Here is a 13665-nt window from a genome sequence, read left to right on the forward strand (position 1 = left end):
GGGATGGGGCCTATCGGTCGAGTCGCGCCAGCGCCGCGGCGATCCGCGCCGCGCCCGGGCCGCCGCCCGCGGCCACGGCGTGGCGGCGATCGAGGGCGATGGCGCCACGGTGGCTCGCATGAGTGATGGCAATGGCGAGTGCGTCGGCCGCGTCGGCGAGCTTGAACTCCGCCTTCGGCAGCAGGAACTTCACCATCGCCTGGATCTGGACCTTCTCCGCGTGGCCGTTCCCGGCCACCGTCTTCTTCACGAGGTTGGCGGCATATTCCGCCACCGGCAATCCGGCGAGCGCCGGCACCAGCAAAGCCACGGCGCGAGCATGGCCGAGCTTGAGCGTGGCCTGCGCGTCCTTGTTGACGAAGGTCTCCTCGACCGAGACCTCGTCCGGCGCGTGGGTCGTTATGACGCGGCTGAGACCCTCGTGCAGCTCGCGCAGGCGCAAAGCCAGCGGCAGGTCACCGTCAGAGGTGACGACGCCGCAGGCGAGATAGGACAGCTTGGTGCCCCGCGCGGTGATCAGCCCCCAGCCGGTGCGGCGCAGGCCGGGATCGATGCCGAGGATACGGACGTCCGTGGTCATGGCCTCGGCCTCCTTCAAAGCATCGATCCGGTACGGCACGTATCGTGAACGAAGCCTTGCCGCAAACCCGCTTCGCGCTTCGCCGCTTACTGAAGCTTGAACTCGCCCTCCAACCGAAGGGCCACCTCGTCGCCGAGCAGCGGCAGGAAGGCATTCACGCCGAACTCGGAACGCTTGATCACCGTCCAACCGTCGAAGCCCACGGAGTAGATTTTGTCGACCGGGTTGACGCCCGCTTGATTGAAGGTGGCATCGAACGAAACCGGCTTCGACACGCCGCGCAGGGTGAGCGTGCCGTTCACCCGTGCGGTGGTCGGGCCCGTCGGTTCGACCGACTCGCTTACGAAGGTGGCCTCGGGAAACTTCTCCACGTCGAGGAAGTCCGGCTGCTTGAGATGGGCGTTGAGCCGATCGTTCAGCCCGTTGGCGCTGCCGGTGCCGATCTTGACGGAAAGGGTGCTCTTGCCCGGCACGGCGGGATCGAGGACGAGGTCGCCCGAGACCTCCGTGAACTGGCCGTAATAGGTCGAGAAGCCGAGATGGCTGATCGACCACGTGATCTTGCCATGCGCGGAATCGAGGCGGTAACGCCCGGCCTTCACCTGTTTCGGATCCTTGGTCAGGGCAGGGGCAACTCCCTGGGCAGCCTCCTGAGCATGGGGCCTGCCGGGCTCTGCGAGGGCGAAACCCGCCAGCAGGAGGGCGGCGAGGGCGAGCGTGCGCTTCATGCGGTCACCTTGTCGGTTGTGCCGCCAAGACGGATATGGCCTTAGGCCGAACGCGGCAACGGACCCTTCGAGGATCGACGGTTTCATATGATCGGCAAGCTCAAGGGGATCGTCGATTCCTACGGAGAGGACTTCGTGATCCTCGACGTGAACGGCGTCGGCTACGTCGTCCACTGCTCCGCCCGCACCCTGCAGCGCCTGCCCACACCCGGCGAGGCTACGGATCTGGCCATTGAGACGCATGTGCGCGAGGACATGATTCGTCTCTACGGCTTCCGCTCCGATGCCGAGCGGGAGTGGTTCCGTCTGCTCCAGACGGTGCAGGGCGTGGGCACCCGCGTGGCGCTCGGCGTTTTGTCGGTGCTGGAGCCGCCACAGCTCGCCACCGCCATCGCCACCGGCGACAAAGGCTCGATTGCCCGCGCCCCCGGCGTCGGCCCCCGGCTGGCCGCCCGCCTCGTCGCGGAGCTGAAGGACAAGGCGCCCGCCTTCGCCCCCATCGATCCGGCGCTCATCGCCTTGACCGGCGCCATTGAGGACAGAACCGCGCCGCAGCCGGTTGCGGACGCGATCTCGGCGCTGGTCAATCTCGGTTATCCCCAGGTTCAAGCCTCGGCCGCCATCGCCGCAGCCCTGAAGGGCTTGGGCGCGGAGGCCGAAACCGTGGAGGCCAAGACCCTGATCCGGCTCGGGCTGCGGGAACTCGCCCGGTAGCGCATCGTCCCGAAAGGGGCCGCCGGCTTTCGGATCAAGACGAAGCGAAGCCGTCTCAGCCGCCCTCGTCGAAGGGCGGCGGCTGCAGGCGCTGCCAAGCGGAAGCGATCCGTTCCGGCTTCACCCCGAGTGCCTCAGCGCAGGCGAGCAGCGACGGTTCGTCGCTCATCACATGGTCGAGAACGGCGCCGAGGAAGCCGGGATCGTGCAGGCTCTCGCGCAGCGTTCCGGGCTCCAGGCCGCTCGCGGCGACGAACCGGAACAACCGGTCCTCGTCGGCGGCGAGCCATCCCAGTACATCGATCGCGAGACGTTCGCTCGCGCCATCACTATGATCAAGTTTGCGTTTCATCAACGAGTGGCAGTTTAAGAGAGTACGAGGGCCGGGCCACGGGGTGGAACGCCATCGCGACCGCGCCGGAGCAGGTCATGAAGAAAACCGTTCTTATCGTTGAAGACAACGAGCTGAACATGAAGCTCTTCAACGATCTGCTGGAGGCGCATGGCTACGCGACCCTCAAGACAGCCAACGGCATCGAGGCGATCGAACTGGCCCGGGCGCATCATCCGGACCTGATTCTCATGGACATCCAGCTTCCCGAAGTTTCGGGCCTGGAGGTGACCAAGTGGCTCAAGGACGACGACGACCTTCGTGACATCCCCGTGATCGCCATCACTGCCTTTGCAATGAAGGGCGACGAGGAACGCATTCGTGAAGGCGGATGCGAGGCCTATTTGTCCAAGCCCATCTCAGTTGCCAAGTTTTTGGCAACGGTCCGCAGGTACATTGGTGATGACGGTGCTCCCTGAGATCTCCTCGGACTGAATGCCGTCGCGGTCGAGAAGGCCGCGCATCGGAGGAACGATGTCCGCTCGCGTCCTGATCGTGGATGATCTCTACCCCAACGTCCGGCTGCTCGAGACGAAGCTGTCTCTCGAGTATTTCGACGTGGTCGTGGCGATGAACGGGCTCGACGCCCTGGCGATCTGCGAGAAGGGCGCCTGCGACGTCGTGCTTCTCGACGTGATGATGCCGGGCATGGACGGCTTCGAGGTGTGCCGCCGGCTCAAGTCCAACCCTGCCACCGCCCACCTGCCGGTGGTGATCGTCACCGCCCTCGACCAGCCCGCCGACCGGCTGCGGGGCCTGGATGCCGGGGCCGACGATTTCCTGACCAAACCAATCGACGACATCGCGCTGATGACGCGGGTGCGCAGCCTCGTGCGGCTGAAGGCGGTGACGGACGAGCTGCGCTCCCGTGCGCTCGCGACGCGCGAGATCGGCGGTCCCGATCCCCTGGTTCTCGCCGCCGCCGATACCGGCGAGGATGCGCGCATCCTCCTCGTGGAGGACCGGCCGAGCGCCATCGACCGCATCGGCACGGCCCTGTCCCAGCACCATCAGGTCACTGTAGAGACCGATCCTCACCGCGCCCTGGTGCAGGCACCCGACGGCGGCTTCGATCTCGCCCTGGTGAGCCTCGACCTCGAAGGGTTCGATGGCCTGCGCCTGTGCAGCCAACTCCGCTCGCTGGAGCGGACCCGCAACATGGCGCTGATCATGATCGGCGAGATGCACGAGAAGGCCCGCATCACCCGCGGCCTCGACTTCGGTGTCAACGATTACCTGTTGCGCCCGGTCGACCGCAACGAACTGATCGCACGGGTGCGCACGCAGGTGCGGCGGCGGCGCTTCTCGGAGACCCTGCGCGGTGCGCTCCAGGCCTCGATGGAACTCGCGATCACCGACGACCTGACGGGTCTGCACAACCGGCGCTACCTCGACCGGCATCTCGGTCCGGTTTTCGGTGAGGCGACGCTGCAGCAGACGGGCCTCGCCTGCCTGCTCCTCGACATCGATCGCTTCAAGCTGATCAACGACACCTATGGCCACGAGGCCGGCGACGAGGTGCTGCGCGCCTTCGCCGAGCGCGTCCGCCAATACGTGCGGCCGATGGATATCCTTGCCCGCTACGGCGGCGAGGAGATCGTGATGGTGGTGCCCGGCGCCGAGCTGCCCGACGCCCGCGCCATCGCCGAGCGCATCCGCGAGCGGATCGAGGCGACGCCCTTCGCCATCGACGGCGGGACGCGCGATATCGGCGTGACCGTCTCGGTCGGTGTGTCGGTGCGGCGCGCGACCGATACCGGCCCGGCCGACCTTCTCAAGCGCGCCGACACGGCCCTCTACCGTGCCAAATCCTTCGGCCGGAACAGGGTCGAGGCGGCGGCGGCCTAGCGCATCGTCCAGAAAATCGGCTTCCAAGACAAAGTGCTAGGTGATTGCTTTTGCATCTTCTTTTTCCCGAAAGGCACGGCCCATCTTTCGGAATGACGCTCTCGTCGCGTCAGGCGCCTTCGGGCTCGGGAACCGGTACCTCCGCCGTCGCCGCGACCGGTGGGAACAGGCCGAGCAGCCGCGCGACCTCGTCGCCTTCCGCCCCGCCGAGAAGGTCCGCTAGGGTATAGCGGTCCAGCACCGCCAGGAACGCCGCCAGGGCCTCGCCCAGAGCCCGCCGCAGGCGGCAGGGCGCGGTGATCGCGCAGGAGCTTGCGGAGAAGCACTCGACCAGCGCGAGATCGTCCTCGGTCGCCCGGACCACGGCGCCGACCACGATCTCGACGGGTGGCTTGCCGAGCCGCAAGCCGCCGCCTCGCCCCCGGATTGTCTGGATCAGTCCAAGCCGGCCGAGCTGATGCACCACCTTCGTGAGGTGGCTCTCCGAGATCCCATAGGCCCGCGCGATCTCCGCGATCGAGCTCTGCCGCGGCTCGCGCAGGCCGACATAGATCAGGGTACGCAGGGCGTAGTCCGTGTAGCGGGTCAGGCGCATGGCGGTTCCGAACGCCTTTTAAGGTACATTTCTCTTGCATCTTTTCAAGCTTTGCAGCAAAAGGTGCATGTTCAATGGAGCTTTGGATTCGCCCATGACCAAGCCTTCGCCCGCACCGCTCTCGCCCCAAACCATCGCCGTCGTCAAAGCCACCGTTCCGGCGCTCGAGACGCACGGGCTCGCCATTACGCGGCGCATGTACGAGCGCCTATTCCAGAACGCCGAAATCCGCGACCTCTTCAATCAGTCGCATCACGGCGAGACCGGCTCGCAGCCCAAGGCGCTTGCCCTCGCCGTTCTGGCCTATGCCCGCAACATCGACAACCTGGGCGTATTGACGGGCGCCGTGGAGCGCATCGCCCAGAAGCACGTCGCGCTCAACATCCTGCCCGAACATTACCCCTACGTTGCCGACGCCCTGCTGGCCGCGATCCGCGACGTTCTTGGCGAAGCGGCGACGCCCGAGATCATCGCGGCCTGGGGCGAGGCGTACTGGTTCCTGGCGGAACTGCTGATCGGCCGGGAAGCGACGATCTACCGCGATCTGGCGGCCAAGGCCGGCGGCTGGAACGGCTGGCGCGATTTCGTGGTGGAGAGCGTGACCCCGGAAAGCGAGACGATCCGCTCCTTCGTGCTGGTCCCCGCCGACGGCGGTCCGGTGATGCGGCACGAGCCGGGGCAGTATCTCGGCTTCCTGCTCGATCTGCCGGGCCGCGGCGTGCTGAAGCGGAACTACTCGATCTCCTGCGCGCCCAACGAGCGCGCTTACCGCATCACCGTGAAGCGCGAGGCAACGGCGGACCATCCGGCCGGCCTGGTCTCGAACTGGCTGCACGCCGAGGCTCAGGCTGGAACCGTGCTGAAGGTCGCCGCACCTGCGGGCGACTTCTTCCTCGATCGGCAGAGCGCCGAGCCGGTGGTTCTCGTCAGCGGCGGCGTCGGCCTGACCCCGATGATCAGCATGCTGGAGAGCATCATGCAGGAGGCGCCGGAGCGCCCGGCATGGTTCGTCCACGGCGCCCTGAACGGGCGAGTCCATGCCATGCGCGAGCATGTGCGCAGTCTCGTCGCGAGCCGGGAGACCCTGTCGGCGCGCACCTTCTACGCGGAGCCGGAGGCCCGGGATCAGCTCGGCGAGCACTACGACGAGGCGGGGCTGATCACGACGGACTGGCTCGTGGCGAATACACCCTCGGAGCGGGCCACCTACTATCTGTGCGGGCCCAAGCCCTTCCTGGCCGCCCTTTCGAACGGTCTCGCCCGCGCCGGCGTGCCGGCGGAGCGGATCCGGTTCGAGTTCTTCGGCCCGGCCGACGAGCTTCTGGACGAGGCACCCAGGCAGGCGGCCTGAGGCACGGGCGAAGCCGATCCGGAAACCGGTTCAGCCGGCGCCCGGATCGGTCTCGTCGCCCTGCGGCGGCACGCCCGGCTTGCCGTCGGTCTTCTCGCTCGGGTCCTTGACCGCGTCGGGAGCGCTATTGGCGGGCTTGTGCCCCTCCCGGCGCTCCCGATCCTGCTCGCGGTCGTCCCCGTTCTGCCTGTCCATCGTCAAGCTCCCTCAGGAATCCGGAACCCAATCGGGGCCATTCAGGACCGCTTCGCCCGATCGGGCTCGCCCGCGATGGGCTCCCCCTCGCGTGGACCGGCCGAGGCCTTGCGGTCGGAATGACCGCCGGACGAGCCGCCGAGCGCGGGTGGGGTGTGCCCTTCCGCATCGCTTCCCTGGCTGCCCCCGCCCCACTCGCCGCGCCGCTCGGCATCCGAGCGCCCTCCGGTCCCCTGGCCGGTGATCGCCGCCTGCTCCGGCGTCTGATGGCCGCCGCCCGCCGGATGAGGGCCGCGCGAGCCGACCGCCTCGTCGGGTTTGCGGGTGCCGGTATTGCTCAGATCTTCGTCGGGCCGGTTCTCATTCCCCATCACGGCCCCCTTGAGACTCGCCATGGCGCGGCGCTTCCTCCTGGCCGACGGCAGCGGTGGCGCGCTCGATCGCCTCCTGCGCCGTCGCATCGGGCTCAGAGCGTGACGTTGGATCGGAGATCCGGCGCAGATTTTCTTCGGGTGTCTCGGCCTTTGTCTGGTCGACCGCGTCCTGGGCGACACCGGGACGATCCGCTCCGGAGGCGACGCGCGCCGTCTCGGCCGTGCTGCCGGGATTACCGTTCAGGTCCGCCTGGGTCCGCGAAGGCACGCCCACGTCGGGGGGCGAGTCAGTGCCGAAATCCTGGCCGTTGCGGTCCGCATAGGCGTCGAACGCCTTCAGCGACGGCCGGGCGGGAGACGTCTCCGTCATCATCATCCTCCAGATCTGACCGGGACAACAATCCGGGACCGGAGGAGTTGCGGTGCGGACCCGCCGCCGGGTCCGCACCGCCTTTCGATCGTTAGCCGATGCCCTCGAACAGCACCGAGGAGATGTAGCGCTCAGCGAACGAGCAGGCGACGGTGACGATGCGCTTGCCCTGGAACTCGGGACGGCCCGCCAGCTCCAGCGCCGCGGCGACGTTGCCGCCGGTCGAGATGCCGCCTGGGATGCCCTCGAACTTGGCCAGATCCCGGGCGGTGTCGATCGCCTGCTGGTTCGTGACCTTGAGCACGCCGTCGAGGATGTCGGTGTGCAGGTTGTCGGGGATGAAGCCCGCGCCGATGCCCTGGATCTTGTGCGGGCCCGGCTGGCCGCCGGAGATCACGGGACTGTCCACCGGCTCCACCGCGAACACCTTGAGGCCGGGCAGGCGCGGCTTGAGCACCTCGCCGACGCCGGTCACCGTGCCGCCGGTGCCAACCCCCGCCACGAAGGCGTCGAGCTGACCCTGCGTGTCGTTCCAGATTTCCTCGGCGGTGGTCTTTCGGTGAATCTCAGGGTTGGCCGGGTTCGAGAATTGCTGCGGCATCACCGCGCCGTCGATCTCGCGCAGCAGTTCCTCGGCACGGGCGATGGCGCCCTTCATGCCCTGCGGGCCAGGGGTCAGTTCGAGCTGCGCGCCGAGGAAGGCGAGCATCTTGCGCCGCTCCAGCGACATCGTCTCCGGCATGACCAGGATCAGGCGGTAGCCGCGGGCGGCGGCGACGAAGGCCAGCGCGATGCCGGTGTTGCCCGAGGTCGGCTCGACCAGCGTGCCGCCGGGCTTGAGCTGGCCGGAGGCTTCAAGGGCGTCGATCATATTGACGCCGATACGGTCCTTCACGCTCGAGATCGGGTTGAAGAATTCGAGCTTGAGCAGGATCTCGGCATCGACGCCCCGCTCCTTGGTGAGCCGGTTCAGGCGCACGAGCGGCGTGTTGCCGATGGTCTCGGTGATCGAGCCGTAGACGCGGCCATGTCCGGGCTTCCGAACGCCTGGGGTCGAGGTATCTGTCATCGTCTGTCCGCTCCCTGAGCGCTCCCGTGCCGAAACGTCACCAGCCCGGCGTCGGAGCGCACCAAAACGAGAGGTTTCAGCATCGGTCCAAAAGAGGATGACCGCCACTTGGCCCAGTACTTGGCCCACCACTTGGCAAAGCCGATGCGAAACCAGAAACTTAGCGCTCCCGCCGAAGCGGTGGCCGCTGCGGCGACGCGTAGCCGATTTCGCAAGCTCCGTCGAGCTTCCCGCCCGGCGGATACCAGCCTTTACACGCACAGCGCACGGCTGAGCTTATTGGGAGAATTTTATTTTCTTTTTCCAGACGCAAACGACAGTATTGTCATCTTCGATGCGTCGGCTGGACAGTCTCGTTGCAGGCCGGGGCCACGGCTCAGGCTGTGAGCAGGCGGGTCGCGAGAATCAGGATGGCGATCCCCGAACTGGTCGCGAGAACCGCCAGGGTCGCGGCACCCTCATGGTGGGCACGGACGAAATCGTAGCGTGTCGTGGCAGCCGCCGGCCGCACCTTCGGGACGACGCGCTGGTGAACCCGGCCGATCCGCATTCCGTCTCTCCGCGTGGCCGGCCACGTGGGGCGCGACCGGGAGCACGAAGAAACGGCCCGCGGGCCTGACGGAGAATGAATCCGGATCGCCGTCCGCGAATCGTCGTCAACGGCGTCTTAACGGGATGTCGCGCCGGCTCGTCCGAGAAGCCGGCGCGGTGTTCGAGAGCGCGGTCCTTACAGCGCGCGGTCGAAGCGCAATTCGCCGTTCGGGCTGCGGATCACGAGCTGCGAACCGTCGAGATCCCACTTGCCTGCCGTGCGCAGGGCGATGAGGAAGGCCTGCTCGGAGGCCACCAGCCCCTTGTCGCAGGTCTTCTTGGTGAGCGCCAAGGGACCGACGGCGAGGTGCTGCTCGCGCAGCGGGAAGGCGGTGGCGGTGAACGTGTTGCAGCCACCGTAGCCGCGGGCGCGGTACTGCGTATCGATGATGAAGCTCGGACGATCGGCGCCCGTGAACGGCTTGCCGTTCATGCTGACCGCGGTCCACATCGAGCCGAGGGGAAACATCTTCTCCTGCGGCTTCGTGCCGGGGACGTATTGCGGCTTCTTCTCCGGCTGCTTGCCGGCGCCGAAGCCGGACGGATTTCCCCCCATGCCCATCTGTGCCGCAGCCGGCACGGTCGCGAACGCGCCCGCGGCAACCGCGCAGGCCAACGTGGCGGTCAGCATCCTGTTCATCGTTCAGCCCCCTTTCTGCTCGGCTGCTTCACCCCGGAGCCCCACTCGACCGGACTTGTCGCCGCATGGCGAGCGGACACGGCTCTCGACTCTTTTCCCGCAACGGCACGTGCTCCGAACCTTGGGGCCGCGCATCTGATCCTGGGCGATAGGGGACATCGACACAGATTCAAGCACAATTATGGTCAAGACCTGATCGAAATCCGGTTCGGGTGTGATCCCGTCCATTTCTACGCCGGTCGACCTTGTGCGACAGGAACCTCCCGCGGGGGAACCGCCGAATCCGATTCATGCGCCGTTTCTCACAAGCTTTGCCGAAACGAACCGGCCCTTCCCGCGGTTAAACGTTCCCGAGCCACGCGGCCCGGGGCGCTGATGGCAGGATGAGGAGAGCGGTTTGACCGGATCGGACGAAGGAGCGTCGAGCGGCGCCTCGCCCAACACGATGACGGCGCCCCAGTGCCGCGGCGCCCGAGGCCTGCTCGGCTGGTCGGAGGCGGAGTTGGCCCGCCGCTCGGGACTGGACGAGGGTTTCGTGAAAGGCTTCGAGGCCGGCACGAGTGACCCGGCTTCCGGCCAGGTCGAGGCCCTGCGCAGCGCCTTGATGCTGGGCGGCGTCGTCTTCACCAACGGTGCAACGCCGGGCGTGCGCCTTTCGGAACAGCAGCGGGGCGGTAACGAGGGGACGCGGGTCGATGAGCTGACCACCGAGAACGACCGCTGAAGAACCGCCTTACGCCGTCGCCAGGGCCTTGAGGTCGAAGTCCGGGTCGGCGGCCTGTTCCGGCGTCAGCGGTTTGGCCGAGGCCAGAAGGCGGCGAGCGGCCATGTGGTCGGCAGGCCGGTCAACCGATTCGACGGCGCTGAGAGCGCGATCGCGGAAGCGGAACACCGAGAAGCCGGTGCCGACCCGGCGCAGGACGCTCGCATCACCCGGCGCGGCGAGCCCGGCGATCTGGAGCTTGCGCGGTCCCTGGTCGCTCCAGAACCACGGCACCGCGTCGTAGGCCGCGGGCCGCCCGATGAGCCGCGCGGCGAGGCAGCGGCCCTGATCGACCGCGTTCTGGACCGATTCGATCCGCACCCGGTCGCCTCCGGGCATCCCGGCCGCGAAGCGGCTCGGGAATCGGACACAGTCGCCGAGGGCCGAGACGGCCGGATCGTGTGTCGCCAGGAAGGCATCGACCTCGATGCCGTCGCGCACGGCGAGCCCCGCTTCCGCCGCGAGTTCTTGGTTCGGCACCACGCCGATACCGATGAGCACGAGGTCGGCAGGCAGGCTCTGCCCATCGGCGGTGCGGACGGCGGCGACTCGCCCGGCCCCGCCCTCGATGGCAGTGACGCCCGTTCCGAACAGGAACGTGACGCCGGCCTCCTCGTGGAAGGCGCGGAAGGCTTCCGAGGTCTCCGGCGAGACGGCCCGTGCCATCACGCGCTCGGCCGCCTCGATCACCGTGACGGAGAGGCCGCGGGCGGCGCAGACGGCTGCGAATTCGAGGCCGATGAAGCCCGCGCCCACCACGACGATCCGGCGGATGCCCTCGATCGCCGCGCGAAGCGCATCGGCATCGTCGAGGGAGCGGAGCTGGTGCACACCCCCGAGATCGGCTCCCGGCACGGGCAGCGCCCGGTTGCGGGTGCCCGTCGCGAGAATGAGATGATCGTAGGCGAGGCGCCCGCCGTCCGAGAGCCGGACACTGCGCCCGGCGCGGTCGATCGCCACCACCCGTGTCCCAGGGCGATGGTCGATGCGGTGCTCGGCGAAATAGCTTTCCTGCCGCAGCAGCAGGCCGCGGGCATCGGCTTTGCCGGCGAGATAGGCCTTGGACAGCGGCGGGCGCTGGTAGGGAAGCGCGGCCTCCTCGCCGACCAGGGTCAGGCTTCCAGGAAATCCCGCCTCCCGCAACGAGGCGGCGGCCTGGAAGCCGGCCTGTCCCGCGCCGGCGATGACGATGGTCTCCATCGGCCCGCTCATTCGCCCGCCTCGGCCGGGCTGCGGGCGGCCTTGAGCACCGGGCTTCCCGCCGGCTCCTCCGCGAAGAAGCCGCCGGGGATGGTCGGCAGGAAGCGGCGACCCTCCTGGGCGAGATAGTCCCAGAACGCGTCGGAGGCCGGGCCGAGCACCTTGTCGGCGCGGCGTACGACGTACCAGTCCCGCCGGATCGGCAGGCCCTCCACGTCGAGGAGGACGAGGCGCCCGCTCGCCACCTCCGCCGCCACCGAGTGGCCGGAAAGGAGCGCGATGCCGAGCCCCGCCATCACCGCCTGTTTCAGCGTCTCGTTCGAGCCCGAATCGATTCCGAGCTTGGCCCGGCGGATCATCACGCCGCTCATGAATTCCTCGAACACCGAGCGAGTGCCCGAGCCTTCCTCGCGGACGAGGAAGGATTCCTCCGCCAGATCCGCCCGAGTGAGCCCGCGCCGCCCGGCCATCGGGTGGTCCGCCGCAGCGATCAGCACCAGGGGATGAGGCCCGAAGGTCTCCGCCTCGATGGCGAAGTCCCGCGGCGGACGGCCCATGATGGCGAAATCGATGTCGTAGTTGCGCAGGGCCTCGATCGTGTCCTGCCGGTTGCCGACAGTGAGCGAGATCTCGACCTTCGGGTGGCTCTCCATGAAGCCCGCGATGACGAGCGGTGCGAAGTACTTCGCCGTCGAGACCACGCCGAGGCCGACCCGGCCGCCGCCCCCGCCCTTCAGGGTGCGCAGGCGGTCGGTGCAGGTCTCCAGCACGGTGTTGATGCTGTTGATCGCCCACAGCATCTCGCGACCGGCATCGGTCGGCTTGAGCCCGGTCGGCGTGCGGTCGAACAGGAGGAGGCCCGCCTCCTCCTCGAGTTGGCGGATGCGAGCGTAGAGCGCGGCGGAGGTGACGTTCAGCTCCTGCGCGGCCCGCGTCATGGTGCCGAGCCGCGCTACCGCGGCGACCGCCTGAAGCTGCTTGAGCGAAAGATTGCGCATGCCTCGTTTTTAGTTTTTTTGCGGGGCACCACAAGTTTTTTTAGAAAACCTTCGACAGCACTCCCCTGCCGTCTGGCGCTGCCGGGTTGCCGCAGGGTATCATAGTCCGAGACGGGCCTGCACGCCTCAGGGCGCGCATGGCCGGCAAGAACGCTGCGCAGGACCTCAGGTGTCCCGCGGCCTCGACGGGAGCGAGCCTTAGAACGATGACGAAGCCGTACGGGTCATCCCTCGACGACCATCTCGACGCGGAGGTTGCGCGCGACGCCTCGCTGGCCGACACCGCCGCCACGATCCGGGCGCTCGCCGCCGCCGCGATCGACGTGAGCGAGACCGTAGGCCGAGGGTCCCTGGCCGGCGATCTCGCCGCTCAAGGCGAGCATAACAGCGACGGCGACGTTCAGAAGGCGCTCGACGTGATCGCCCACAAGCGCTTCATGCAGGCGCTGGAAGAGGCCCCCGTGGCGCAGGTCGCCTCGGAGGAGGCCGAGGACGTGGTGGAGCTGAAGGCCGACGCGCCGCTCGCGGTGGCGATCGATCCGCTCGACGGCTCGTCCAATATCGGCGTCGGCATGGTGGTCGGCACCATCTTCGGCATCCGCCCGGCGGCGCGGGCGGAGGACCCCAATGCCTCGTTCCTGACGCCCGGCACGACGCAGACGGCCGCCGGTTTCGTCGTCTACGGCCCGGCCACCACCTTCGTGGTCACGCTCGGCAACGGTACCCGCATCTTCACCCTCGACCGGTCGGAGAAGGTCTTCCGGCTCACCCACGACGCGATGAAGATCGTGCCCAGCGCCAACGAGTACGCCATCAACGCCTCGAACGTGCGGCACTGGGACGGGCCGGTGAAGTCCTTCATCGAGGATTGCCTGCGCGGCGCGGAAGGCCCGCGCGACCGCGACTTCAACATGCGCTGGACCGCCGCCCTTGTGGCGGACGCGCAGCGCGTCCTGATCCGCGGCGGTGTGTTCCTGTATCCGGGCGACAACCGGAAGGGTTATGCACAGGGCCGTCTGCGCCTCCTCTACGAGACCGCCCCGATCGCCTTCCTGATCGAGCAGGCGGGCGGCGCCGCCACCGACGGGCAGAACCGCATTCTGGAGCGGGTCGCGAGCAAGATCCACGAGCGCTCGCCGTTGGTGTTCGGCTCCACCGAGGAGGTCGAGTGCGTGGCCAAGTACTATGACGGGCGCCAGCCCAGCGCCGGCCGCTCACCCCTGTTCGGCCAGCGCGGCCTGATGCGCAGCTAGAGCTT

General features: G+C 68.0%; 18 protein-coding genes. 6 read left to right on the forward strand and 12 right to left on the reverse strand.

The features are described from left to right. Positions 1–10: 10 nt before the first annotated feature. Together ruvC and FHU13_RS17770 are read right to left on the reverse strand one after the other, a co-directional pair. Positions 11–580, reverse strand: coding sequence for a crossover junction endodeoxyribonuclease RuvC (ruvC, locus tag FHU13_RS17765; RefSeq protein WP_183437185.1), 570 nt, complete (start codon positions 578–580; stop codon positions 11–13). A gap of 86 nt (positions 581–666) precedes the next feature. Beyond that, positions 667–1308: a YceI family protein gene (locus FHU13_RS17770; protein ID WP_183437186.1), complete on the reverse strand. Its 642-nt coding sequence runs from the start codon at positions 1306–1308 to the stop codon at positions 667–669. An 87-nt stretch (positions 1309–1395) separates the two neighbouring features. Between FHU13_RS17770 and ruvA the strand changes: the two genes are divergently transcribed. Beyond that, the gene (gene ruvA / locus FHU13_RS17775; RefSeq protein ID WP_183437187.1) at positions 1396–2022 is read left to right on the forward strand and encodes a Holliday junction branch migration protein RuvA; all 627 of its coding nucleotides are present in this window, start codon (positions 1396–1398) and stop codon (positions 2020–2022) included. Between the two features lie 55 nt (positions 2023–2077). On the opposite strand, the gene FHU13_RS17780 is transcribed toward ruvA, so the two are convergent. Beyond that, a complete protein-coding gene (locus FHU13_RS17780) occupies positions 2078–2374 on the reverse strand; it encodes a DUF3572 domain-containing protein (RefSeq protein ID WP_096484088.1) in 297 nt (98 codons plus the stop codon). Positions 2375–2451: 77 nt separating this feature from the next. On the opposite strand from FHU13_RS17780, the gene FHU13_RS17785 reads away from it, so the two are divergent. Beyond that, positions 2452–2832 carry a response regulator gene (locus FHU13_RS17785; protein WP_183437188.1) on the forward strand — a complete coding sequence of 127 codons (381 nt, stop codon included), beginning with the start codon at positions 2452–2454 and terminating at the stop codon, positions 2830–2832. 55 nt (positions 2833–2887) lie between these two features. Then, positions 2888–4261: a PleD family two-component system response regulator gene (locus tag FHU13_RS17790; protein ID WP_183437189.1), complete on the forward strand. Its 1374-nt coding sequence runs from the start codon at positions 2888–2890 to the stop codon at positions 4259–4261. A gap of 109 nt (positions 4262–4370) precedes the next feature. On the opposite strand, the gene FHU13_RS17795 is transcribed toward FHU13_RS17790, so the two are convergent. Continuing rightward, positions 4371–4856, reverse strand: coding sequence for an Rrf2 family transcriptional regulator (locus FHU13_RS17795; protein WP_183437190.1), 486 nt, complete (start codon positions 4854–4856; stop codon positions 4371–4373). 94 nt (positions 4857–4950) lie between these two features. Here FHU13_RS17795 and hmpA point away from each other — a divergent pair, with 94 nt between their 5' ends. Then, positions 4951–6207: an NO-inducible flavohemoprotein gene (gene hmpA / locus FHU13_RS17800; RefSeq protein WP_183437191.1), complete on the forward strand. Its 1257-nt coding sequence runs from the start codon at positions 4951–4953 to the stop codon at positions 6205–6207. Positions 6208–6237: 30 nt separating this feature from the next. Here hmpA and FHU13_RS17805 read toward each other — a convergent pair whose 3' ends face one another. From FHU13_RS17805 to FHU13_RS17830, 6 genes are all read right to left on the reverse strand, one after another. After that, a complete protein-coding gene (locus tag FHU13_RS17805; protein ID WP_183437192.1) occupies positions 6238–6402 on the reverse strand; it encodes a hypothetical protein in 165 nt (54 codons plus the stop codon). A 41-nt stretch (positions 6403–6443) separates the two neighbouring features. Then, complete coding sequence (locus tag FHU13_RS17810) at positions 6444–6773, reverse strand: hypothetical protein (RefSeq protein ID WP_183437235.1); 330 nt, start codon at positions 6771–6773, stop codon at positions 6444–6446. Beyond that, a complete protein-coding gene (locus tag FHU13_RS17815; RefSeq protein WP_183437193.1) occupies positions 6763–7146 on the reverse strand; it encodes a hypothetical protein in 384 nt (127 codons plus the stop codon). The genes FHU13_RS17810 and FHU13_RS17815 overlap by 11 nt, the downstream gene beginning before the upstream one ends. A gap of 91 nt (positions 7147–7237) precedes the next feature. Beyond that, positions 7238–8215 carry a cysteine synthase A gene (gene cysK / locus FHU13_RS17820; RefSeq protein ID WP_183437194.1) on the reverse strand — a complete coding sequence of 326 codons (978 nt, stop codon included), beginning with the start codon at positions 8213–8215 and terminating at the stop codon, positions 7238–7240. 376 nt (positions 8216–8591) lie between these two features. Then, a complete protein-coding gene (locus FHU13_RS17825; RefSeq protein WP_183437195.1) occupies positions 8592–8765 on the reverse strand; it encodes a hypothetical protein in 174 nt (57 codons plus the stop codon). 177 nt (positions 8766–8942) lie between these two features. Continuing rightward, positions 8943–9446, reverse strand: a complete 504-nt coding sequence (locus tag FHU13_RS17830) for an META domain-containing protein (RefSeq protein ID WP_183437196.1) — start codon at positions 9444–9446, stop codon at positions 8943–8945. A 445-nt stretch (positions 9447–9891) separates the two neighbouring features. Between FHU13_RS17830 and FHU13_RS17835 the strand changes: the two genes are divergently transcribed. Then, positions 9892–10170: a multiprotein-bridging factor 1 family protein gene (locus tag FHU13_RS17835; RefSeq protein WP_183437236.1), complete on the forward strand. Its 279-nt coding sequence runs from the start codon at positions 9892–9894 to the stop codon at positions 10168–10170. A 9-nt stretch (positions 10171–10179) separates the two neighbouring features. Here FHU13_RS17835 and FHU13_RS17840 read toward each other — a convergent pair whose 3' ends face one another. Next, the gene (locus tag FHU13_RS17840; protein ID WP_183437197.1) at positions 10180–11421 is read right to left on the reverse strand and encodes an NAD(P)/FAD-dependent oxidoreductase; all 1242 of its coding nucleotides are present in this window, start codon (positions 11419–11421) and stop codon (positions 10180–10182) included. Further along, positions 11418–12407, reverse strand: a complete 990-nt coding sequence (locus tag FHU13_RS17845; protein WP_183437198.1) for a LysR family transcriptional regulator — start codon at positions 12405–12407, stop codon at positions 11418–11420. Before FHU13_RS17845 ends, FHU13_RS17840 begins: the two co-directional genes overlap by 4 nt. A gap of 206 nt (positions 12408–12613) precedes the next feature. Here FHU13_RS17845 and FHU13_RS17850 point away from each other — a divergent pair, with 206 nt between their 5' ends. Further along, positions 12614–13660 (forward strand): class 1 fructose-bisphosphatase, encoded by a 1047-nt coding sequence (locus FHU13_RS17850; protein WP_183437199.1) that lies wholly within the window; start codon positions 12614–12616, stop codon positions 13658–13660. Positions 13661–13665: the final 5 nt, after the last annotated feature.

This window comes from Methylobacterium sp. R2-1 (assembly GCF_014191355.1).
Taxonomy (GTDB): domain Bacteria; phylum Pseudomonadota; class Alphaproteobacteria; order Rhizobiales; family Beijerinckiaceae; genus Methylobacterium.